Raw genomic sequence first — 21655 nt, 5'->3', positions numbered from 1 at the left:
TCATGCCCGACAAGGTCAGGCCTCTCGACGTCTTGATCAATCTTGATTATATAAATCAATATGAAAAAATCCGCCGAGCTCTACCTCTCCGCCCGGGAAGCCGCCGCCGAGCTCGCGATCTCGCCGGCGACGCTCTATGCCTATGTCAGCCGCGGGCTGATCCGCTCCGAGCCGTCGCCGGACTCGCGCAGCCACCGCTACCGCGCCGAGGACATCAGGGGCCTGAAGGAGCGCCGCGTGCCGTCGCCCGAGCCGCGCGGCTTCCGCAATTTCGACGCCGACCTGCCGGTGATGGATTCGGCGATCGCGACCATCACCGAGCAGGGCCCGATCTACCGCGGCGTCAACTGCGTCGATCTCGCCGAGCGCGACACGCTGGAGCACACCGCGACGCTGCTGTGGGACGTCACCGACGTCGACCCGTTCGCGGCAGATAATTGTCCGCATGTCTCCGACGAGATGCGCGCGATCGCCGACGCGGCGCGACGCGCGCCGCCGATCGACCGGACGGTTGCGGTGCTGGCGCTGGCGTCAAGCGCCGATCCCGGCGCCTTTACCCGCGCGCCCGACGGCCGCGCGATGGTCGGCGGGCGGATCCTGCGCCTCCTGGTCGCGACGATGCTGAATGCATCGCCGTCGGCCGAGCCGCTGCACCAGCAGGTGGCGCGGATCTGGACCCCCGACAACAAGCATGCGCCCGACCTGATCCGCCGCGCGCTGGTGCTGCTCGCCGATCACGAACTGAATGCCTCGACCTGGACCGCGCGCTGCGCGGCATCGACCGGGCTTAATCTCTATGATGCGGTGATCGCAGGCCTCGTCGCGCTGAAGGGGCCGATGCATGGCGGCGCCGGCGTGCTGGCTTCGCGCCTGGTCAAAACCATGGTCGACAACGATGTCGCGCCGGTCATTCGCGAGCGCGTCGCGCTCGGCGAGCGTTTTGCGGGCTTTGGCCACGGCGTCTACAAGAAGGGCGATCCGCGCGCGATGTCGCTGCTGGAAGCGCTGACCCGCGCCGGCGCGCCGCGGAAATTCACGAAGGAGGTGCCGGAGCGGATCGCGGAAGCGACCGGCGAGTTCGTCAACATCGATTATGCGCTGGCGGTGCTGGTGCACGCGCTGCGGATGCCGCCCGGCAGCGAGCTTGCGCTGTTTGCGATGTCGCGCAGCGTCGGCTGGATCGCCCATGCCAGCGAACAGCTGCAATACGGCAAGCTGATCCGGCCGCGGGCGCGTTATGTCGGCCCGGCGCCCGGCCGCAGCGGCACCACGAATAGTCTTTAAGCTCTGCTCTACTTCCGGACCTTGGCCGGCTCGATCACGCCGCCACCGTGGCGGCGGCGGATGGTCCAGACCGCGAGCGCCAGGATCACGACGCCGCCGGCGACGGCAAACATCCACAGATGCTTGCCGACATGCTGGTGATGCGGCAGGCCGGCATAGTCGTGCAGCGCGGTGACGGCGAGCACGCCGGGCAGCACATGCGCCGGCGCCCAGAGCAGGATCGCGGGAATGTTGACGGCGTAGAACCGTGACGGCGGCATGTCGAGCGCGCCGGCCGTGATCGGCACGAAGGCGCGGATCGGCGGCACGAAGCGGGCGAAGAACACCGCGAGCACGCCCCACCGGTTGAAGAACGCCTCGCTCTGGGCGACGACCCCCGGATAGTTGGACAGCGGCCAGGAGGAGAGGATCTCGCGCTGGCTGCGGTAGCCGATCAGATAGGCGGTGCCGTCGCCGAGCAGCGCGCCGGCGGCGGCCGCCGCCAGCACCGGCCACAGCTTCAACTCGCCGCCGGGCACCAGCGCGCTGAGCGCCAGGATGATGGTCGAGCCGGGCACCAGCGAGCCGACCACCGGAACCGCCTCCAGCAAGGCGGCGAGAAACAGCGTCAGATAGGCAAGCCAGGCATGGGCCGAAACGAACGCGATGAATGGGTCAAGGAATGAAGTCACAAAATTTCCGCGGCTGCTTTGGCGTCGTTCCAGAGCTAACAACTCCCCGCCGGGGTGAAAAGTGCCCAGCCGGGCCACGCCTTGCACTGCGGTAAAAGTACGGCGTGATTCGCAGGGCAGCCTTCCAAAAACCGCTTCCCGCCACTATCTTTCTGATAGAACAACGGAACTTTGATTTCCCCGCGGGCTTCTGCCGGCCGTTGCTCTCTGCTAGGCTTGTGCGAAGCACCCCATCCGCAGCCAAACGATTTAATCTGGTTTCGGGAATGCCCGCGACCTCGGAGGATGAATGACGACCGCCGTCCAGACCAAAGAGCAAGAACCCGTCGGCATGCCCGACATGAAGGTGTCGGTTCGGCAGGTCTTCGGGATCGATAGCGACCTGGAAGTTCCGGCCTATTCCGAAGTCGATCCGCACGTGCCGGAGGTCGACAGCGACTACCGCTTCGACCGCGCCACCACGCTCGCGATCCTCGCCGGCTTCGCCAAGAACCGCCGCGTGATGGTCACCGGCTATCACGGCACCGGCAAGTCGACCCACATCGAGCAGGTTGCAGCCCGCCTCAACTGGCCCTGCGTGCGCGTCAACCTCGACAGCCACATCAGCCGTATCGATCTGGTCGGCAAGGATGCGATCGTGGTCAAGGAAGGCAAGCAGGTCACCGAATTCCGCGACGGCATCCTGCCCTGGGCGCTGCAGCACAACATCGCGCTGGTGTTCGACGAGTATGATGCCGGCCGCCCGGACGTGATGTTCGTGATCCAGCGCGTGCTGGAAGTCTCCGGCCGCCTGACGCTGCTCGACCAGAACAAGGTGATCAAGCCGCACCCGGCGTTCCGCCTGTTCTCGACCGCCAACACGGTCGGCCTCGGCGATACCTCGGGCCTCTATCACGGCACCCAGCAGATCAACCAGGGCCAGATGGACCGCTGGTCGATCGTCACCACGCTGAACTACCTCGCCCATGACGAGGAAGTCGAGATCGTGCTGGCCAAGGCGCGCCACTACCGCACCCAGGAAGGCCGCGACATCGTCAACAAGATGGTGCGGCTTGCGGACCTCACGCGCAACGCCTTCGCCAATGGCGACCTGTCGACGGTGATGAGCCCGCGCACGGTGATCACCTGGGCGGAGAATTCCGACATCTTCAACGACATCGGCTTCGCCTTCCGCGTCACCTTCCTCAACAAGTGTGACGAGCTGGAGCGGCCGCTGGTCGCCGAGTTCTATCAGCGCTGCTTCAACGTCGAGTTGCCGGAATCCTCGGTCAACGTGGCGCTGTCATAAATGCTGGTGGTCCCGGTGAAAGCCGGGGCTCGCATGCTGCGGCGTCGCTGGAATTGTTGGTGCATGAGTTCGGGAAAATAACGACCGCCGGTTATCGGTCCCTGCTTTCGCAGGGACGACGGCGGTGAGGGTGCGATGACAACCTCCAACATCAAATTCCGTCCCGGTTCCAAGGAAGCGCCGACCGAGCCGTTCAAGCGCTCGGTCTCGGCCTGCCTGAAGGCGATCGCCAAGAAGCCCGAGCTCGAGGTCAGCTTTGCGGCCGAGCGGCCCGGGCTTGCGCCCGGCAAGGCGCGGCTGCCGGAGCCGGCGCGCAAGATGACCAAGCGCGATGCCGCGATCGTGCGCGGCCACGCCGATTCGATTGCGCTGAAGATCGCCTGTCACGATCCCAAGGTGCATCGCAAGCTGATGCCGGGCAATCCGCAGGCGCGCGGCGTGTTCGAGGCGGTCGAGCAGGCGCGCGTCGAGGCGATCGGCTCGCGCCGCATGGCGGGTGTCGCGAAGAATCTCTCAGCGATGCTCGACGATCATTTCCACCGCGGCAAGTATGACGAGATCACCGACCGTGCCGATGCGCCGCTGTCGGATGCGCTGGCGATGCTGGTGCGCGAGCGCCTGACCGGTCTCGCGCCGCCTGCGGCCGCCAAGAAGATGGTCGATCTCTGGCGTCCGGCGCTGGAGGACAAGATCGGCTCGCGGCTCGACAAGCTGAGCCGCTTCGCCGAGGACCAGGCCAAGTTCGGCGACCTCGTCCATGATCTGTTGTCGGCGCTCGATCTCGGCGACGAGCGTGACATGGATTCCGACGACGACGAGGATCAGGACGAGAACCAGGACGGCGACAACGATCAGTCCGGCGCCGAGGGCTCGCCGGATTCCGACGCCGCGCAGGAGATGAGCGCCGACCAGGCGCAGCAGACCGCGGACGAGATGAGCGAAAGCGCGATGGAGAGCGCGCAGGCCTCCACCAGCGATACGTTCGACGACGGCGAGCTCGGCGACGACGAGACGCCGGGCGAGGCGACGCGGCCCAACGCGCGCGGCCAGAACGAGCCGCGCGGGCCGGAATACCACGCCTTCGCGCCGAAATTCGACGAGGTGATCGCGGCCGAAGATCTCTGCGACCATGACGAGCTGGAGCGGCTGCGCTCCTACCTCGACAAGCAACTTGCGCATCTGCAGGGCATCGTGGCGCGGCTCGCCAACCGCCTGCAGCGCCGCCTGATGGCGCAGCAGAACCGCGCTTGGGAGTTCGACCTCGAAGAGGGCATCCTCGATCCGGCGCGGCTGTCGCGCGTGGTCACCGATCCCTATCACCCGCTGTCCTTCATGCATGAGAAGGAAGCGACCTTCCGCGATACCGTGGTGACGCTGCTGCTGGACAATTCCGGCTCGATGCGCGGACGTCCGATCACGGTCGCCGCCACCTGCGCCGACATCCTGGCGCGCACGCTGGAGCGTTGCGGCGTCAAGGTCGAGATTCTGGGCTTCACCACCCGCGCCTGGAAGGGCGGACAGTCGCGCGAGGCGTGGCTTGCCGCCGGCAAGCCGGCCAACCCGGGCCGCCTCAACGATCTGCGCCACATCATCTACAAGTCCGCGGACGCCCCGTGGCGTCGTGCGCGAAAGAATCTCGGCCTGATGATGCGCGAGGGTCTGCTCAAGGAGAACATCGACGGCGAGGCGCTGGACTGGGCGCACAAGCGCCTGCTGGCGCGTCCCGAGCAGCGCCGCATCCTGATGATGATCTCCGACGGCGCGCCGGTCGACGACTCCACGCTGTCGGTCAATCCCGGCAATTATCTCGAGCGGCATTTGCGCCACATCATCGATGAGATCGAGACCCGCTCGCCGGTCGAGCTGATCGCGATCGGCATCGGCCATGACGTCACGCGCTACTATCGCCGCGCCGTCACCATCGTGGACGCCGAAGAACTCGGCGGCGCCATCACCGAAAAACTCGCCGAGCTGTTCAGCGAAACTCACGGCTCCGCGCCTGCACAGGGCACCCGGCGCCGCCTCCACTCGTGAGACATGCGCTCCGCCGCTAGCCGCCGCCGCTTCCTTCAAGGTGTGGCGGCGGGGCTTTCGGCCGCCGTGCTGCCGGATCTTGTGCGCGGCAGTCTCGCGCAGGCGCAGAGCGCCACCCACCCGCCGCCGAAACCGGCGGCCAGGCCCAACCCCCATGCCGTCGACGAGCCGGTCGCGATCGAGGTCAATGCGCGGCCGCTGCCGTCATTCGACATCCGCGATCGCGGGCATCGGCGGTTCGGCGCGCTGGAATATCGCAGCGGGCTGATCCTGACCTCGCCGTTCCCGGGGTTCGGCGGCCTCTCCGCGCTGCGGCTCGATCCCAAGGGCGAGCGCTTCATCGCGGTCAGCGACCAGGGCAACTGGTTCACCGGCCGCATCGCCTATCGTGGCCGCGAGATGGTCGGGCTCGAGGATGTCGAGGCGGCGCCGCTGCTCGCCGCCGACGGCAGGCCGATCACCGCCACCCGCCGCTGGTACGATTCGGAGTCGCTCGCGCTCGACGGCTCCTTCGTCTATGTCGGGCTCGAGCGCGTCAACCAGGTGCTGCGCTACGATTTTGCCGAGGGGTTCACCCGCTCGCGCGGCGAGGTGGTGCCGCTGCCGCCGGCGGCGCACAAGCTTCCGCTCAACAAAGGGCTCGAGGGGCTGGTCTTCGTGCCCAAGGGCCTGCCGCTCGCCGGCACGCTGATCGCGTTCTCGGAACGCGGGCTCGATGCCGGCGGCAACCTGATCGCCTTTCTGGTCGGCGGCAAGACGCCGGGCCAGTTCAGCGTCCGCCGCACCGAGAATTTCGACATCAGCGATGCCGTGCTGCTGCGGTCCGGCGACCTGTTGATCCTGGAGCGCAAGTTCTCGCTGTTCGGCGGCGTCGGCATCCGCATCCGCCGCATTCCGCTTGGCCAGGTCGCGCCGGGCGCGGTGATCGATGGCCCGGCAATCTTCCATGCCGATCTCGGCAACGAGATCGACAACATGGAGGGCATCGACGCCCACGTCTCCGCGGAGGGCGAGACCGTGGTGACCATGATCTCCGACGACAATTTTTCGCTGATCCAGCGCAACCTGCTGCTGCAGTTCACGCTGGTGGAGTGAGACGCCGGGCAACGCGTGCGTTCGAACCGATTGTTCGGCTGGCTCGACCAACGGCCATGCATCTTCGTCACGCCATCACCATTCTCGTTGCGGCCCTGGTCGCCTGCGCCGCCACCCCGGCCGGCGCGACGGCCGAATACGACTATGGCGCGGATGAATACGTCATCATCGACGGCGGGCTTTCGCGTGACACCAGGACGTCGCTCGCGGCGCATGCCGAACCCGGCGGCGGCAATTTCCATGTCTGGCTGATGGCGGAGCCCGCGCATCGCAGGATCGCGATGCTCGACGCGATTGGCGACGACAACAATCTCGATACCAAGGCCAACGCCTATCATGCGGAGTGGTCGGCGGATTCACGCCACGTCGCGGTCTCATGGCGCCGCGAGCGGCATGCGCTGCAGCTCAACCTCTACGGCGTCGAAGGCCGCCGCCCGCACCTGATCACCGGGCCGAGCCTGTTCCACGATGTGGCCGGCCGCGACATCGGCAAGGATGACGATATCCGCCGCGGCAGCCCCTCGATCGAATGGCGGACGGCGAACCGCTTCGTGCTGCGCGAGCGCATGATGCTGATGACGACGGATGCCGGCTTCGCCGGCCGGCTCGGCCGCTTTGCCCGCATCGCCGAGCGGCACGAAGGCGGCTGGTTCCTGGTCGAATTCTCGGCCGAGGCCGATTGCGTGCTGGCGGGGCGCCGCTACCGCATTGCTGCTCTGCGCCCGGGCCCGTTCGGCGACGCGGACGGTTGGTGATCGCGGGCGCCGGCTCTATCTTATGCGGGCCCCTTTCCTCCGATCCGGATACTCCCCGCATGAGCACACTTTTTTCCCCGATCGAACTGCGCGGCCTAAAACTCTCCAACCGCATCATGGTGTCGCCGATGTGCCAGTATTCGGCCGACGACGGCTCCGCCAACGACTGGCATTTCACCCACATCAACATGCTGGCGCTGTCGGGTGCCGCAATGTTCTGCATCGAGGCGACCCATGTCGAGGATATCGGGCGGATCACGCCGGGCTGCCTCGGCCTCTACAGCGATGCCAATGAGGCGGCGCTGAAGCCGATCCTGGCGTCGGTGCGCAAGCATTCCAAGGCGGCGGTCGCGATGCAGCTCGCCCATGCCGGCCGCAAAGCGTCGAGCCAGCGGCCCTGGGAGGGTGGTCAGTTGATCCCGATTTCGGCAGGCGGCTGGCAGCCGGTGGCGCCATCCGCCGTCCCGCACAAGGAGAGCGAGGCGGCGCCGACCGCGCTGGATGAGGCCGGCTTGACGCGGATTCGCAATGCCTTCGTCGCCGCGGCGAGGCGCGCCGACCGGCTCGGCATCGACGCGCTCGAGCTGCACGGTGCGCACGGTTATCTGCTGCACCAGTTCCTGTCGCCGATCGCCAACAAGCGCACCGACCAATATGGCGGCTCGCTCGAAAACCGCATGCGCTTTCCGCTGGAAGTGTTCGACGCGGTGCGCGCCGTATTTCCGGACCGCAAGCCGATCGGCATGCGAGTGTCGGCGACCGATTGGGTGGAGGGCGCCTGGGACCTCGCGCAGACCATCGAGTTTGCCAAGGAATTGAAGAAGCGCGGCATCGACTGGATCGACGTTTCCTCCGGCGGCGTTTCGCCACTGCAGAAGATCCCGCTCGGCCCAGGGTATCAGGTGCCGGCGGCAGAGGCGGTGAGGGCGACCGGCGTTACCACGATGGCGGTCGGGCTGATCACCGAAGCGAGGCAAGCGGAAGAGATCGTCTCGTCCGGCAAGGCCGACATGGTCGCGCTCGCCCGCGGCATGCTCTACGACCCGCGCTGGGGCTGGCACGCCGCCGCCGAGCTCGGCGGCGAGGTGAGCGCGCCGCCGCAATATTGGCGCTCGCAGCCCTCGACGCAGAAGACGCTGTTCGGCGCGACGACGTTCGGGACGAGGTAGTCACGACGACAATTCGTAGCCCGGATGGAGCGAAGCGAAATCCGGGACGGTTGTACCGGTTGCGAGATCCCCGGATTGCGCTTCGCTCCATCCGGGCTACGCGCCACTATTCCGCCGCTGAAGCGGCCGCTACTCTCCCATCGCGTGCGCAAGACACGCTTCAAACAAGATGAGAGGAGACCGATGGAACTCGGATACTTCGCGATGCCGTCGCATCCGCCGGAGTGCGGATTAAAGGAGGGCCACGATTGGGACCTGCAGGTGCTGCGCTGGCTCGATGAGCTCGGCTATCAGGAAGCCTGGATCGGTGAGCATCACACCGCGCCGTGGGAGCCGCATTCGTCGCCCGATCTGTTGATCGCGCAATCGTTGCTGCAGACGAAAAACATCCGCATCGGGCCCGGCGGTTTCCTCTTGCCCTATCACCATCCGGCTGAGCTCGCCAACCGCGTCGCGATGCTCGATCATCTCTCGAACGGTCGGCTGAATTTCGGCGTCGCGGCCTCGGGCCTGCCGAGTGATTGGGCGATGTTCAATGTCGACGGCATGTCCGGCCAGAACCGCGACATGACCCGTGAGGCGCTGGAGATCATCCTGAAGATGTGGACCGAGCCGGCGCCGTGGACCCACAAGGGCAAGTTCTGGACCGTCACAAAACCGGACACGATGTTCGACTTCCTCAAGCCGCACATCAAGCCGCAGCAAACGCCGCATCCGCCGATCGGCGTCGCGGGCCTGTCGAAGAACTCCGACACGCTGAAGCTGGCCGGCGAGCGCGGCTTCATCCCGATGAGCCTCAACCTCAATCCGGCCTATGTCGGCAGCCACTGGGATTCGGTGGAAGCCGGCGCCGCCAAGACCGGCCGCACGCCGAGCCGCAAGGATTGGCGGATGGTACGCGAGGTGTTCGTCGCGGATACCGATGAAGAGGCGTGGAAGCTCTCGACCGGCGACATGATGGGCCGGATGATGGGTGAATACTTCCTGCCGCTGCTCGGCCATTTCGGCTTCAAGGATTATCTTAAAGCCTCGCCTGACGTGCCCGACAGCGACGTCACCGTCGAATATTGCGCGCGCCACAACTGGATCGTCGGTTCGCCCGCGACCGTCACCGAGAAGATCGAGCAGATCTACCGGGAAGTCGGCGGCTTCGGCGTGCTCCTGGTGTTCGGCTTCGACTACAAGCACAAGCCCGAGGCCTGGCACCATTCGCTCCGGTTGTTGAAGCAGGAAGTGCTGCCGAAGCTGAAGCATCTCGACGCCTCGATCGGACGCGCGGCGTAAGCCTTGCGAGATGTGGAAGGTGGGGCGCGCAGTCATGCGGCCCCGCGCTTCTACAGCAAACGCACGGTTACCTTCGCCTTGCCTTTGTTGGCGGCATAGAACCAATCGGTGACCCACGGCAAGCCGACGACCGCCTCGTTGACATACAGGAAAATCTCGCCGCTGCGGTCGGCCGTGAACCTTGCTTTGTAAACCTGTGGGGCGCTGTTTGGCGCAGGCACCGGATCGAGAAAATACTCGTCGACCCCGGTCTCTCCGACGCGTGCGATCAGCCTGAACCACGGCCGGAACAGGACGCGGCGAAGCAGGATCGTCGCATATCCGCGCCAGCGCGTTGCGGGCTCGATGGTCGACGTCCTGTATCCGATCGGCGTGACCGCACGCCCGGAGTCCTCCCAGGGTTCGGTCATGGTGATTGCGATTTCATACTTGAAGCCAGTACGGACCTTCAGCCCGGTCGGAGCGCATATCGCGGTCGTGTCGAAATCGGTCGCATCCTGCGGGATACCCTTGTCGACGGCGACGAGCTTCTCGGCTGCCGTGCCCTTGCAGAAAGCGCCTGTCGAATCGAAGGCGTTGAACAGGAAATGGCTGAGCAGTGTCGCGCTGAACCATACCAGGAGGGCGGTAAAGAAGGCCGGAACGACATGCCGTTTCCCCGCATTGAGGATCGATTGATAGATGGTGCCGGTCCGGAAGTTATACAGCGTGTTGTGCAGAAAGCCTGACAGTGCAACCGGCTTGGCGCGGTCGCGCCAGATGATCCGCATCCTGTCGCTGATCGTGGCGCTGAGCGAACTACCGATGGTCATCAGCACGACAACGGCGGCGATCCCGCCGGCGAACCATTCCGGGTTGCCGGCGTACCAATCGGTCCACCAGTGAAACGACTTGGGCAGGAACGATTCGACGAAGCGCACAAGCTCCGAAACCATCCTGACATGGGAATCGAATTCGTGTTCCTTGTGCTGGTTGTGGAACAGCCAGAACGCCGCCAGATGCAGCGATGCCGCCAGCGTGGCAAAGTAAGCGATCCGCCGCATCCAGACGTAATTCCACAGCTTCTCCTGCGCGGCATAGCGCGCCGGCGCGCCGGCTGGCGTCTCGAATGTGTCAGGGCCCAGCGGGCTCACCCGACCGCTTCGCGAGACCACCACATAATTGGGCGGAAGTCCGATCGGCGCATAGGCGTTGCAGCCGCTGTCGATCCGCTCGAACACGCTTTCGTGGATCTTCGGCACCGGCACGCTGACGCCGGCGTAAGAATCGTTGCAGAGCTCGGCGACTTTGCGAGGACCGTAACGGTAATAGGCGCCCAGACCCGCCCGCGAATCGTAAAGACGGCCGTCCTTGTCCTCGGCCGACTTGATCGATTTGACCGCGTCGGGCTCGGCGGCGGGCGCGCTCTTGAAGACCAGACCGCGCTTGGCCGCTTGCTCGACCAGCCACGCCAGCGGCACGAATGCGACGGCATCGTCCGGATAGCCGCCGCCGACATTGGCGTGCATTCCGACGAACCACACCTGGACGACGCGCTCATCGTCGATGGTCGCCGGAACGACCGGCGGCGGCTGTCCGGGTTCCTGCTCGGTCCACAGCACCGGATGGAAGGTGGTGCGCTCGTCGTCGAGGGCCAGCGCATGTCGTGCGCAATTCACGCGTTGGCTGAGGACCCGGTTCGGCAGTTCGAGTGGCCACACCCAGTTGCTGATGCCGCGGGTCATCTCGTCGATCGGCAGGCCATAGGCGGCGACGGTGTCCCAGATGCCGATGAACTCGATCGTCGGGACCGCCTTCCGCTCGATCTTCGCATAGGACTTGTTGCTCTGAAGGTGATCCAGCACCGGCACGAGGATATGGTCGCGAATGGCGCGGAACAGCACTTCGATGCGCCATACGGAGTGGTAGCCGTCCGCGCGATACGCCCGGTAGGCCTTCACCGCGCCGTCATGCAACTCGGCTTCGGTATCCGCGACGACCAAGCCCTGATTGAGAATGAGCGCAGCAAGCACGCGCGCGGTGAATGCGCCGCGGCTGAATCCGAACAGGTAGATCTTCGAATGGTTCTGGTGGTCGTAGTTCCGGCAGATGAACTTGTAGGCATCAAGGATATTGCGCTTGAGACCGTAGCCGAAGGCGCCGCCGAGAAGCGCAAGCGGAACGAACGACGAGGTGCCGACGCCGTCATCATACTTGGCGGCCTGGCTATAGTTGTTCAGATCGAGCGCCTGAAATATCCGCCAGACATTGGTTCGCCAAATGCTGGAGGCTGCGTTGCCGGTGCCGTCCGACAGGATGATGATCTTGGGACTGGGCATCGCAAGGCGCTCGCTGAAGGATCAAACCAAGAGTGCAGCGTAGTAGGCGCAAATGCGCGCGCTACTTTGGATCGTTCTTAATCATTCGATACCGCGTTAGGTGTGAACTGGCGCACAAAGCGTCGCCCGGTCGCAGTCATGTGAGAGCGCGGCGACTATCGCGATGCAGCGAAAAGGCTTAACCTCGCTGCAAGGGGCAATTGAGGGCACAGCGATGCAAGCCCGCGTTCGAAAATTTGCCCATGTGCTGGAGCGCTTCGGCCTTGCCATGGCAGGGGCGGCGAGCGGCCTGTTCGTAGCCATCCATGTCGGTTCGAGCGTATCGGCACTGACCTCGCAGGCATTCCTGCTCATCATGATGCTCGGCGGCGCCATCGGTTTCTATCTCGGCATCGATACGCCGCCAAAGCTGTTCCACCCGAAGGGCTCGACCTCGATGCGCAAGATCGATGCGGCCGAGCTGCTCAGCGCGGTGGGCACCTTCCTTGCGACGCTTGTCGCATTCTTCTCGGTCGGCGTTGTCGTATTACGCAGCGAGCCGGACATCAGCTGGACCGCTGCGATCATGCTGGGCTGGGTCCTCGGCGTCGCCATGCAGGTCGTCGCCGGAACGATCGCGCGGATGCGTGCCTGATCGTCAGCGGCGCAGTATGCCGAGTCCTGCGAGATGCGTGTCGATGAACTGCGCCAGCCGCTCGCGCAGCCGCTCCGGCGGCACCGCGACCATGCGCTCTTCCAGGCCGAGCGAGATGATGCCGTGCACCGCGGAGAACATCATCCGCGACAGCAATGCGACGTCGCCCGGATCGCGATCGGGCAGCAGCCGCACCAGCGGTGCGTGCATCACCGCGAACGCATCCATCACCATCGCGAGGATATCTTCCGGGAACGGCCGGTCGTCCTCCATCCGGTGCTCGAACAGCGAGCGCAACAGATTGGCGTGCTCGGTCGCAAAGCCGAGATAGGCATCGGCGAGCCCGTGCAGCTGCCGCAGGGGATCGTCGGACGGAACCGCCGTCAGCCGGGCGGTCAGCGCTGAAACTGTCTCCCGGTTGACGGTCAGGATCAGGCCGTCGAAGTCGCCGAACTCGTTATAGACGCTTCCGATGGAGCACTCGGCAGCCTCGGCGACGTCGCGAACCTTCAATGATCTCAAGCTCTTAGCTGCGATTAAACGACGCGCGATCTCGATCAGCAAAAGCCGCCGCTGCAGTTTTTTTCGATCCCGTCGCGGTTCTTCTTGAACATTGTTCATTTTCAGGCTACTAACTTGAGCGTTGCTCAAAACGGCTTGGAGGCCACCCAGATGCAGACCCTAGCACTTCAACAGACCACCACCTTCGACTACGTGATCGACCTCGTGAAGGGCTTCGGCCGCTCGATCGTTGATCTGGCGACCGCGCCGATCGAGCGGATTGCCCGCGCCTGCGACGTCGCAGGCGTGCTGGAGCAGCGGCGCGCCGAGGCGCGCGCGCCGCGCCCGGCGGCCTCACGCGGCCGTCGCTGCAACCCGCGCAACTGCCCGCTGTCGCCGTTCGCCGGCCTGGGCGAGCTGACCTGAACCGATCGGGCAATTGTCCGCGAAACCGCAACAAAGCACTCACCATGTCCGCCGTCAGCCCGTTCCGCGATCGCTCGACCACAGGCCCGGCTAAGGTCTCGTACATCTCTGTCGGGCAGGGTCGCAGCGCCTCGCTGCCGGCACGCTGCGCCGGTTCGAACCGATCCGTTACGAAAAAGACTAAAGGCTGCGGCATCCCGTTCATTTCACACCGCCGGTCCCCTAACCCGCGACATTGCACCACATTCGGCGCTGCAGGCCCGAACTCAAGGAAACGGTCATGATCAAGGAATTGATGTCGTCCCGCCGCTTCGCGCCGTTGTTCTGGGCCCAGTTCTGCTCGGCATTGAACGACAACGTGCTGAAGAACGCGCTGGTCATCATGCTGCTGTACAGCGCCGCCACCGAGCAGGGCCCGATGCTGGTCACGGTCGCCGGCGCCGTCTTCATCTTCCCGTTCTTCGTGCTGTCGGCGCTCGGCGGCGAGCTCGCCGATAAATACGTCAAGTCGGTCGTCGCGCGGCGCCTGAAGTTCTTCGAGATCTTTGCCGCCGCCTTCGCCGCGGCCGGCTTCTTCCTGCATTCGATCCCGCTGCTGTTCATAGCATTGGCGCTGTTCGGCACGGTCGCCGCGCTGTTCGGCCCGGTGAAATACGCCGTGCTGCCCGACCAGCTCGCGGTATCCGAGCTCGCAACCGGCAACGCGCTGGTCGAGGGCGCGACCTTCATGGCGATCCTGATCGGCACCATCGCGGGCGGCCTGTTCGTTGCCGGCGCCAGCCACATGGGCTGGATCTGCACCGCCGTGGTCGGCCTGTCGGTGCTGTCCTGGGGCTTTGCGTCGCGGATTCCGGTGACGCAGCCGTCGGCGCCGGACCTGCCGATCACCAAGAACCCCTGGACCTCGACCGTGCGCCTGCTGAAGTCGCTCTATGCCGAGCCGCGGCTGTGGGACGGCATGGTGATCGTGTCCTGGTTCTGGATGGTCGGCGCCATCGTGCTGTCGTTGTTGCCGGCGCTGATCAAGGACGGCGTCGGCGGCACCGAAAGCGTCGTGACGCTGTGCCTCGCCATCTTTGCGATCGGCATCGCCGCCGGCTCGCTGTTCGCCGCCCAGCTCAGCCATGTCCGCCCCAATCTCGCTTTGGTGCCGATCGGCGCCATCGTGATGGGCGTGGTCGGGCTCGACCTCGCCTGGGCGATCGGCCACACCTCGCTCGGCAAGGACGTCAGCGCGGCCGCGTTCGCGGCCTCGTTCGGTGGCTTCCGCATGCTGGTTGATTTCTTCCTGTTCGCCTTCGGTGGTGGCCTGTTCGTGGTGCCGTCGTTCGCCGCGGTGCAGGCCTGGACCGCGCCGTCCGAGCGCGCCCGCATCATCGCCGCCGGCAACATCTTGCAGGCCGGCTTCATGGTCGGCGGCGCGCTGCTCGTCGCGGCGCTGCAGGCTGCGGGCCTTGCGATCGCCTGGATCTTCTTCGGCCTTGCGATTGCGAGCTTTGGCACGGTGTGGTTCGTGCTGAGCAAGTGGGGCAAGGAGGGCGTGCGCGACTTCGGCGCGCTGCTGTTCCGCGCCCTGTTCCGCGTCGAGGTCCGCGGCATGGAGAACCTGCCGGCTCCGGGCACGCGGATGCTGATCGCGCCGAACCATGTCAGCCTGGTCGACGGCCCGCTGCTGCACGCCACGCTGCCGATCGACGCCAGCTTTGCGGTCGATACCGGCATCTCCAAGGCGTGGTGGGCAAAGCCGTTCCTGAAGATGATCAAGCACTACACGATGGACCCGTCCAAGCCGCTGGCCGCGCGCGACCTGATCAAGCTGGTCGCCGCCGGCGAGCCGGTGGTGATCTTCCCCGAGGGTCGCATCACGCTGTCGGGCTCGCTGATGAAGGTCTATGACGGCACCGCGATGATCGCCGACAAGGCCGACGCCGTGGTCGTGCCGGTCCGCATCGAGGGCGCGCAGCGCTCGCATCTCAGCTATCTCACCAATGGCGAGATCAAGCGTTCCTGGTTCCCCAAGGTCACGATCACGATCCTGCCGCCGGTCAAACTGCCGGTCGACCAGTCGCTGCGCGGCAAGGCGCGCCGCAACGCCGCCGGCGCCGCGCTGCAGGACGTCATGATCGACGCCATGGTCAAGAACGGCATGCTCGACCAGACGCTGTTCGAGGGTCTCGGCCACGCCTATCGCGACCGCGACACCGGCAAGCCGATCATCGAGGACGCGCTTGGCACCAAGCTGACCTACCGCAAGCTGATCCTCGGCGCCCAGGTCCTGAGCCGCAAGCTCGAGCAGGGGACGTCGGTGGGCGAATATGTCGGCGTGCTGCTGCCGAACTCGGCCGGCGTCGCCGTGGTGTTCATGGCGCTGCAGACCATCGGCCGGGTGCCGGCGATGCTCAACTTCTCCGCCGGTCCGGTCAACGTGCTGGCGGCGATGAAGGCGGCGCAGGTGAAGACCGTGCTGACCTCGAAGGCGTTCATCGAGAAGGGCAAGCTCGACAAGCTGGTCGCCGCGATCTCCGGCCAGGCCCGCGTGGTCTATCTCGAGGACGTGCGCGCAAGCATCGGCCTCGCCGACAAGATCTTCGGCTTCCGTGCCGGCATCGCGCCGCGCGTCGCCCGCAAGGCCAACGATCCCGCGGTGGTGCTGTTCACCTCGGGCTCGGAAGGCACGCCGAAGGGTGTCGTGCTGTCCCACCGCAACATTCTCGCCAATGCCGCGCAGGCGCTGGCGCGGGTCGACGCCAACGCGCGCGACAAGGTGTTCAACGTGCTGCCGGTGTTCCACTCGTTTGGTCTGACCGGCGGCATGATGATGCCGATCCTCGGCGGCATCCCGATCTTCATGTATCCGTCGCCGCTGCACTACCGGATCGTGCCCGAGCTGATCTACCAGACCGGCGCCACCATCCTGTTCGGCACCGACACCTTCCTCACCGGCTACGCCCGCTCGGCGCACGCCTACGACTTCCGCACGCTGCGCCTCGTGATCGCCGGTGCGGAAGCGGTGAAGGAGCGCACCCGCCAGATCTACATGGAGCGCTACGGCATCCGCATCCTCGAAGGCTACGGCGTCACCGAGACCGCGCCGGTGCTGGCGATGAACACGCCGATGGCTAACCGCCAGGGCACCGTCGGCCGCATCTCGCCGCTGATGGAGTACCGCCTCGATCCGGTCCCCGGCATCGAGGAGGGCGGCCGGCTCTCGGTGAAGGGTCCGAACGTGATGCTCGGCTACCTCCGCGCGGAAAATCCCGGCGTGCTCGAGCCGCTTGCCGAGGGCTGGCACGACACCGGCGACATCGTCACGGTCGACGCCCAGGGCTTTATCGCCATCAAGGGCCGCGCCAAGCGGTTCGCCAAGATCGCCGGCGAGATGGTCTCGCTGTCGGCGGTCGAGGCGATTGCATCCGCGCTGTGGCCGCAGGCGATGTCGGTCGCGGTGACGCTGCCCGACCAGCGCAAGGGCGAGCGCATCGTGCTGCTCACCACCCAGAAGGACGCCGACCGCGCCGCCATGCAGCGCCAGGCCAAGAGCGCCGGCGCCTCCGAGCTCGCGGTGCCCGCCGACATTCGTGTGGTCGACAAGGTGCCGCTGCTCGGCACCGGCAAGACCGACTATGTCGGCGCCACCGCGCTGGCCAGGGAGATCGCCGAGCAGCTCGCCGCCGCGCCCGCGCCGCAGGCCGAGCCGGCCGACGAGGAGGGCGAGACCGAGCCGGCGCCGCAGCAGCACGTCGCATGACGGACGGGTTGTGCTTTCCGGGAGCATGTTGTCAGATGGTCGGCAACTGCTCCCGCAAGAAAGCACATCCTCATGCCGCTTCCGCTCGATCCCGTCGTTGAAAAAATCATCCCGCTGCTGCCGCTGCGCGATCCCACTGTGATGACGCCGCAGAGCGCGCGCGATTCGCTGCGCGCGCTGGCCGATGCCCGCGCCGCGGTGCCGCCGCCGCCGGTCGAGCATGTCAGCGACATCGAGGTTCAGGGCGGCGCCGGCAAACGCCCGGCGCGGCTCTATCGCAATGGCAGCGGCAGGGCGCCGACGGTGATCTTCTTCCACGGCGGCGGCTGGGTCGCCGGCGATCTCGAGACTCATGACCGCCAGGCCCGCAACCTCGTGATCGAGACCGGCGCGGTCGTGATCTCGGTCGATTACCGCCGCCCGCCGGAGACGCGCTTTCCCGGCGCGTTCGAGGATGCGTTCGCCGCCGTCCGCGATGTGGTCGCGCGCATCGGCGACTTCGGCGGCGATCTTGCCCGCGTCGGCGTCGCCGGCGATTCCGCGGGCGGCAATCTCGCGGCCACCACGGCGCTGGCCTGCCGCGACGCCGGCATCAAGCTCGCCGGGCAGCTGCTGGTCTATCCCGTCACCGATGTGGTCGGCAATTTTGCCGATCCGACCGAGAACGCAAGATTCCCGTCGCGCGCCGAGAATGCCGAGGGCTATTTCCTGACCCGCGCGACCATGGAGTGGTTCTGCGGCCATTACCTCGCCGAGATGGCCGACGGCGCCGACTGGCGCGTCTCGCCGCTGCGCGCGAAGAGCCTCGCCGGTGTCGCGCCGGCGGTCGTCACCACCGCCTGGTTCGATCCGCTGCGCGACGAGGGCCATGCCTATGCGAGGGCATTGAAGGCGGCAGGCGTGCCGGTGAGGTATCACGAAGGCGAGGGCCTGATTCACGGCTATTTCGGCCTCGGCGATGCTTCGGAGACCGCGCGGACCGAAGCGCAGCGTGCGCGGGCCGATTTCAAGGCGCTGCTGGTGAAGGGGGTGTGATCTCTCTTCACCTCTCCCCGCTCTTGTCCGCCGAAGCCCGCCTTCGCCCGAAGGCGGATGCGGGGAGAGGTCGCCGCGCACTTGCGCGGCGGGTGAGGGGGTACAGGTCTCACTGCGAGCACCACTCGCGGAGAGAGGCCCCTCACCCCAACCCTCTCCCCGTGAAGAACGGGGAGAGGGAGGAGATAAAGCGTACCACGCTCCCTCAATCATTCCCAATCGTGTCGCCGAACAGCTCCCATGTCTCCCCGTTGAACTTCTGCAGCCGCATCGCCTCGACCGGGAAGTAGTCGGTCGGCGACGTCTTCAGCTTGATGCCGGGCAGGAACATCGGCAGCGCGATGTCGAGGTTCGCCGCCTGCTTCATGATGTTCTCATGGGTAAGGTCGTCGCCGCACTGCTTGATCACCTGCACCGTCGCCTCCGCCACGACGTAGCCGTAGACGATCAGCTGGTCCTGCAGATTGCCGTCCGGAAAATATTTCTTCATGAAGTCCTGCCAGGCGATAACGTCCTTATCGTCCTTCCACTGCGGATCGTTGGGATCCTTCAGCGAGTAGGACGAGATGATGCCCTTGGAATGCTCGAAGCCGGCGGGCTTCAGCACCGAGGACACCGAGGTCGAGGTCGCGGCGAGGAAGAACAGGTCCGGCTTCCAGCCGATCTCGCCGATCTTCTTGATCGCCTGCGCCGCCTGTTTCGGGATCGCGTGCATGAACAGCACGTTGGCGCCACTTGATTTCAGCTTGACGATCTGGCTGTCGACCGTCGGATCGGTCGATTCATAGGTCGCCTCCGCCACCACCATCTTGGCGGTGTTCTCCGCACCCAGGCCCTTCTTGAAGCCGTTGCCGTAATCCTTGCCGGCGTCGTCGTTCTGGTAGAACAGCGCGATTTTCGCGTCCGGCTTCTGCGTCAGCACATACTTGGCGTAGACCGCGGTCTCGGCCTGGTAGGACGGCTGGAAGCCGATCGACCACGGATAATGCGCATAGTCGCCCCACAGCGTGGCGCCGGCGCCGACGAACAACTGCGGCACTTTCTTGTCGTTGAGATATTTGCGCACGGCAAGGCCGGTCGGCGTGCCCAGCGGATTGAGGATCGCGGCGACTTCCTCCTGCTCGACCAGCTTGCGGGTCTGCTCCACCGTCTTCGGCGGCGAGTAGCCGTCGTCGAGCGTGATCAGATTGATCTTGCGCCCGTTCACGCCGCCCTGGTCGTTGATCATCTTGAAGTAGGCGGCCTGCGTCTTCGCGATCACGCTGTAGGCCGACGCCGCGCCCGAGAATGGCGAGGTCTGGCCGAGCTTGATCTCGGTGTCGCTGGCACCCGCGCCGTATTTCTTCTCCGCCGCATGCGCCTGCGTCGCGATCGCGAGCACGGCGGCGAGCGTGATGGCCTTCCATGTCATCTGAGAGCCTCCCTGTGGCGTTCTTGTTGTTGGCCGGGAGAGCTTAACGACGCCGTAGGGGAGAGGCTTGCGGCGAGACGCCGGGGCAGGGATGCAGAAATGTGGCGAGGTTTGCCGCGATGTGGAATGTCGCGTTTTCTTCCTTCACCTCTCCCCGCCTACTTCACCTCTCCCCGCCTGCGGGGAGTCGAGACGAGCGAAGCTCGCTCTGAGGTCGGATCGCATGAGCGTAGCGACATGCGATCCAGGTGAGGGGGTACAGGTCTTTCCGCACATAGAACTCGCGGAGAGATGCCCCTCACCCCAACCTTCTCCGCATCCGCCTTCGCCCGAAGGCGGGCTTCGTCGGACAAGAGCGCGGGGCGAGGGAGCCAACGTTCTTACCGCACCGTCACGCTGCCGGTGGTGACCGGATCGGTCGGCAGCACGGTGGCGCCGGCGCGGCTCGCGGCGGCGTTGGTGATCATGCCGGTCTGGCCCACGGTGACATTGCGGGGCGGGTGGAATTCGAGGAGAAACAGCGCAGTCGTCGCCAGCACCGCAATCGCGGCTGCGGCAATCGCAGGCACCAGTCTTCCGCGCGGATCGATTGCGCGAACTTGCATTGACCAATTCCTTCGTTGAGGTCGTTCTTGAGACACGATCTATGTGCGGTGCGGCATCTTCCCAAGAGTGCGGCGCGTGCGCCTCACGATGAGTTGTGCTGACCGTGATCTTCCTGCAACGCTGGAACGGCTCCAAAACAATCGCGCCGAATCGCGAGCGTCGCGGGCGGCCTCGTTCGCACAGAACGCGTAGTGAGAGGTAGCGGTCTTTTGCATGCGCCTCATGTGCTCGCAATGTCGTGAGCAAGTCGCGCGCGTTAAGCATTCTTTCACCGCGCTCCGCATCGCGCGCGCCGTGTGATGGTGTGCGTGACATCTGCCGCCATCATCCCGCCGCCGTCATTGCGAGGCGCGAAGCGACGAAGCAATCCATCTCTCCGCGGATCACATTGTAGATTGCCTTTTCCCGCTCGTGTGAACGCAGAGAACAATCTCCCTCGCGCCATGCGCCGCCGCGCGCAGCGCACGACGCCGTCAACGCCACTCGATTCACCTGTCAGACAGCAGAGGGTGAGCGCACGCATCCTCGCGGCCGGATCGGCCCGAGCTTTGCGGCAGGTGACCCTCGCGTCGGAAAGCAGAGGGCGCAGGGAACGCCGGGTGCCGACACGCACCCATGGGCCCCGTGCAACAAAAAGCACGGGGGTAGGACCACAGGTACGGCCGGGTAACCCGGCGTTCCCCGCGCGGATGGTTTACGGCTTATACGTGCTCTCCCCGGCGAGACCTGGCTTGCTTGTCACCGCTGCCGCGGATTCGTCATCCACGGCGCAACGCCTGCCACTGGGGCGTCAGGACCACACGACTTCACCGTCCGCGATGAAAAGCCCGGATCGTCGGCCGAGCCTTCTCGCGTCCACCGCATCCCGCTTCCAACGTCCGTGACGACCGCGATACGCCCCTCCTGGAGGAGGCGGGACGCGCTGTTTCTAATGCTGAGTTGGGGTGCGCGGGAAGAGGAATATTTTCTTGTCCGGGACTGGACAGAGGTGTTCGCTTTGAAATTGCTGGTGAAATTAGATCTTTGGCGCACGCGCGGCACGGAGCCCAAATTTTTCGCCGCTGTGTTCACTAGTGGACGGTCTTGCCCCCGCGGCAGGCGTAGCGTTCTTCCATCATCGCACAGACATCCTGGCAGCTATCGGTGACCGAGAACGCCCGTTGCGCTCCCGCCTCACTCTTGGAATGGAGCCGCGTGATGCAGATCAAGCTTCCCGACACCCGCAGGTCCCCGCAGCAGCGCCTCGCGGAAGAATCGATCCGCCTGCGCAATGAAGCGAGCGCGATGCCTTCAGGCGTCGCCCGCGACCGCCTCATGCGCATGGCCCGCCAGGCCGAGACCGCCGCGAATATCGACGCATGGGTGGCCTCGCGCGGATTGAAGACGCCGACGTAGA

17 protein-coding genes are annotated in these 21655 nt (G+C 65.6%); 12 read left to right on the top strand and 5 right to left on the bottom strand.

Annotated features, from left to right (window positions below; translation table 11 throughout):
• Positions 1 to 60 precede the first annotated feature (60 nt).
• Positions 61 to 1284 carry a citrate synthase family protein gene (locus XH93_RS40965; RefSeq protein ID WP_194471796.1) on the top strand — a complete coding sequence of 408 codons (1224 nt, stop codon included), beginning with the start codon at positions 61 to 63 and terminating at the stop codon, positions 1282 to 1284.
• An 8-nt stretch (positions 1285 to 1292) separates the two neighbouring features.
• Here XH93_RS40965 and XH93_RS40960 read toward each other — a convergent pair whose 3' ends face one another.
• Positions 1293 to 1955: a DedA family protein gene (locus tag XH93_RS40960; protein WP_194471795.1), complete on the bottom strand. Its 663-nt coding sequence runs from the start codon at positions 1953 to 1955 to the stop codon at positions 1293 to 1295.
• A gap of 289 nt (positions 1956 to 2244) precedes the next feature.
• Here XH93_RS40960 and cobS point away from each other — a divergent pair, with 289 nt between their 5' ends.
• From cobS to XH93_RS40930, 6 genes are all read left to right on the top strand, one after another.
• Positions 2245 to 3243: a cobaltochelatase subunit CobS gene (cobS, locus tag XH93_RS40955; protein ID WP_371814880.1), complete on the top strand. Its 999-nt coding sequence runs from the start codon at positions 2245 to 2247 to the stop codon at positions 3241 to 3243.
• Positions 3244 to 3378: 135 nt separating this feature from the next.
• Complete coding sequence (cobT, locus tag XH93_RS40950; protein ID WP_139864915.1) at positions 3379 to 5277, top strand: cobaltochelatase subunit CobT; 1899 nt, start codon at positions 3379 to 3381, stop codon at positions 5275 to 5277.
• A 3-nt stretch (positions 5278 to 5280) separates the two neighbouring features.
• On the top strand, positions 5281 to 6372 hold the full coding sequence (locus tag XH93_RS40945) for an esterase-like activity of phytase family protein (RefSeq protein ID WP_194471794.1): 1092 nt from the start codon (positions 5281 to 5283) through the stop codon (positions 6370 to 6372).
• A gap of 56 nt (positions 6373 to 6428) precedes the next feature.
• On the top strand, positions 6429 to 7127 hold the full coding sequence (locus XH93_RS40940; protein ID WP_194471793.1) for a hypothetical protein: 699 nt from the start codon (positions 6429 to 6431) through the stop codon (positions 7125 to 7127).
• A gap of 59 nt (positions 7128 to 7186) precedes the next feature.
• On the top strand, positions 7187 to 8296 hold the full coding sequence (locus XH93_RS40935; RefSeq protein WP_194471792.1) for an NADH:flavin oxidoreductase/NADH oxidase: 1110 nt from the start codon (positions 7187 to 7189) through the stop codon (positions 8294 to 8296).
• A 183-nt stretch (positions 8297 to 8479) separates the two neighbouring features.
• Complete coding sequence (locus XH93_RS40930) at positions 8480 to 9580, top strand: LLM class flavin-dependent oxidoreductase (RefSeq protein WP_194471791.1); 1101 nt, start codon at positions 8480 to 8482, stop codon at positions 9578 to 9580.
• 50 nt (positions 9581 to 9630) lie between these two features.
• Here XH93_RS40930 and XH93_RS40925 read toward each other — a convergent pair whose 3' ends face one another.
• Positions 9631 to 11898 carry a DUF2235 domain-containing protein gene (locus XH93_RS40925; protein ID WP_194471790.1) on the bottom strand — a complete coding sequence of 756 codons (2268 nt, stop codon included), beginning with the start codon at positions 11896 to 11898 and terminating at the stop codon, positions 9631 to 9633.
• Between the two features lie 214 nt (positions 11899 to 12112).
• Between XH93_RS40925 and XH93_RS40920 the strand changes: the two genes are divergently transcribed.
• Positions 12113 to 12532, top strand: a complete 420-nt coding sequence (locus XH93_RS40920; RefSeq protein ID WP_139481756.1) for a hypothetical protein — start codon at positions 12113 to 12115, stop codon at positions 12530 to 12532.
• 3 nt (positions 12533 to 12535) lie between these two features.
• Here the strand turns inward: XH93_RS40920 and XH93_RS40915 are convergent, their stop codons facing one another.
• On the bottom strand, positions 12536 to 13153 hold the full coding sequence (locus tag XH93_RS40915; RefSeq protein WP_194471789.1) for a TetR/AcrR family transcriptional regulator: 618 nt from the start codon (positions 13151 to 13153) through the stop codon (positions 12536 to 12538).
• Positions 13154 to 13204: 51 nt separating this feature from the next.
• Between XH93_RS40915 and XH93_RS40910 the strand changes: the two genes are divergently transcribed.
• From XH93_RS40910 to XH93_RS40900, 3 genes are all read left to right on the top strand, one after another.
• Positions 13205 to 13459 carry a hypothetical protein gene (locus XH93_RS40910; protein ID WP_194471788.1) on the top strand — a complete coding sequence of 85 codons (255 nt, stop codon included), beginning with the start codon at positions 13205 to 13207 and terminating at the stop codon, positions 13457 to 13459.
• 280 nt (positions 13460 to 13739) lie between these two features.
• Positions 13740 to 17207, top strand: a complete 3468-nt coding sequence (locus tag XH93_RS40905) for an acyl-[ACP]--phospholipid O-acyltransferase (protein WP_194471787.1) — start codon at positions 13740 to 13742, stop codon at positions 17205 to 17207.
• A gap of 72 nt (positions 17208 to 17279) precedes the next feature.
• Positions 17280 to 18242: an alpha/beta hydrolase gene (locus XH93_RS40900; RefSeq protein ID WP_194471786.1), complete on the top strand. Its 963-nt coding sequence runs from the start codon at positions 17280 to 17282 to the stop codon at positions 18240 to 18242.
• Positions 18243 to 18447: 205 nt separating this feature from the next.
• On the opposite strand, the gene XH93_RS40895 is transcribed toward XH93_RS40900, so the two are convergent.
• Positions 18448 to 19653, bottom strand: a complete 1206-nt coding sequence (locus XH93_RS40895; RefSeq protein ID WP_194471785.1) for an ABC transporter substrate-binding protein — start codon at positions 19651 to 19653, stop codon at positions 18448 to 18450.
• Positions 19654 to 20033: 380 nt separating this feature from the next.
• Entirely contained in the window at positions 20034 to 20258 is a 225-nt protein-coding gene (locus XH93_RS40890; protein ID WP_194471784.1) for a hypothetical protein, read from the bottom strand.
• 1198 nt (positions 20259 to 21456) lie between these two features.
• Here XH93_RS40890 and XH93_RS40885 point away from each other — a divergent pair.
• The gene (locus XH93_RS40885; protein ID WP_194471783.1) at positions 21457 to 21654 is read left to right on the top strand and encodes a hypothetical protein; all 198 of its coding nucleotides are present in this window, start codon (positions 21457 to 21459) and stop codon (positions 21652 to 21654) included.
• The last annotated feature ends 1 nt before the right edge of the window (position 21655 follow it).

It is taken from the genome of Bradyrhizobium sp. CCBAU 51753, from assembly GCF_015291565.1.
GTDB lineage: Bacteria > Pseudomonadota > Alphaproteobacteria > Rhizobiales > Xanthobacteraceae > Bradyrhizobium > Bradyrhizobium ivorense.
The sequence above is the reverse complement of the archived record's forward strand: the minus strand, read 5'-3'. Positions and strand labels throughout refer to the sequence as shown.

What these genes read in the sequence shown, in the direction of transcription:
- XH93_RS40965 (WP_194471796.1), top strand. Translation starts at nt 61, where the DNA reads ATGAAAAAATCCGCCGAGCTCTACCTCTCCGCCCGGGAAGCCGCCGCC.
- cobS (WP_371814880.1), top strand. Translation starts at nt 2,245, where the DNA reads ATGACGACCGCCGTCCAGACCAAAGAGCAAGAACCCGTCGGCATGCCC.
- cobT (WP_139864915.1), top strand. Translation starts at nt 3,379, where the DNA reads ATGACAACCTCCAACATCAAATTCCGTCCCGGTTCCAAGGAAGCGCCG.
- XH93_RS40945 (WP_194471794.1), top strand. Translation starts at nt 5,281, where the DNA reads ATGCGCTCCGCCGCTAGCCGCCGCCGCTTCCTTCAAGGTGTGGCGGCG.
- XH93_RS40940 (WP_194471793.1), top strand. Translation starts at nt 6,429, where the DNA reads ATGCATCTTCGTCACGCCATCACCATTCTCGTTGCGGCCCTGGTCGCC.
- XH93_RS40935 (WP_194471792.1), top strand. Translation starts at nt 7,187, where the DNA reads ATGAGCACACTTTTTTCCCCGATCGAACTGCGCGGCCTAAAACTCTCC.
- XH93_RS40930 (WP_194471791.1), top strand. Translation starts at nt 8,480, where the DNA reads ATGGAACTCGGATACTTCGCGATGCCGTCGCATCCGCCGGAGTGCGGA.
- XH93_RS40925 (WP_194471790.1), bottom strand. Translation starts at nt 11,898, where the DNA reads ATGCCCAGTCCCAAGATCATCATCCTGTCGGACGGCACCGGCAACGCA.
- XH93_RS40920 (WP_139481756.1), top strand. Translation starts at nt 12,113, where the DNA reads ATGCAAGCCCGCGTTCGAAAATTTGCCCATGTGCTGGAGCGCTTCGGC.
- XH93_RS40915 (WP_194471789.1), bottom strand. Translation starts at nt 13,153, where the DNA reads ATGAACAATGTTCAAGAAGAACCGCGACGGGATCGAAAAAAACTGCAG.
- XH93_RS40910 (WP_194471788.1), top strand. Translation starts at nt 13,205, where the DNA reads ATGCAGACCCTAGCACTTCAACAGACCACCACCTTCGACTACGTGATC.
- XH93_RS40905 (WP_194471787.1), top strand. Translation starts at nt 13,740, where the DNA reads ATGATCAAGGAATTGATGTCGTCCCGCCGCTTCGCGCCGTTGTTCTGG.
- XH93_RS40900 (WP_194471786.1), top strand. Translation starts at nt 17,280, where the DNA reads ATGCCGCTTCCGCTCGATCCCGTCGTTGAAAAAATCATCCCGCTGCTG.
- XH93_RS40895 (WP_194471785.1), bottom strand. Translation starts at nt 19,653, where the DNA reads ATGACATGGAAGGCCATCACGCTCGCCGCCGTGCTCGCGATCGCGACG.
- XH93_RS40890 (WP_194471784.1), bottom strand. Translation starts at nt 20,258, where the DNA reads ATGCAAGTTCGCGCAATCGATCCGCGCGGAAGACTGGTGCCTGCGATT.
- XH93_RS40885 (WP_194471783.1), top strand. Translation starts at nt 21,457, where the DNA reads ATGCAGATCAAGCTTCCCGACACCCGCAGGTCCCCGCAGCAGCGCCTC.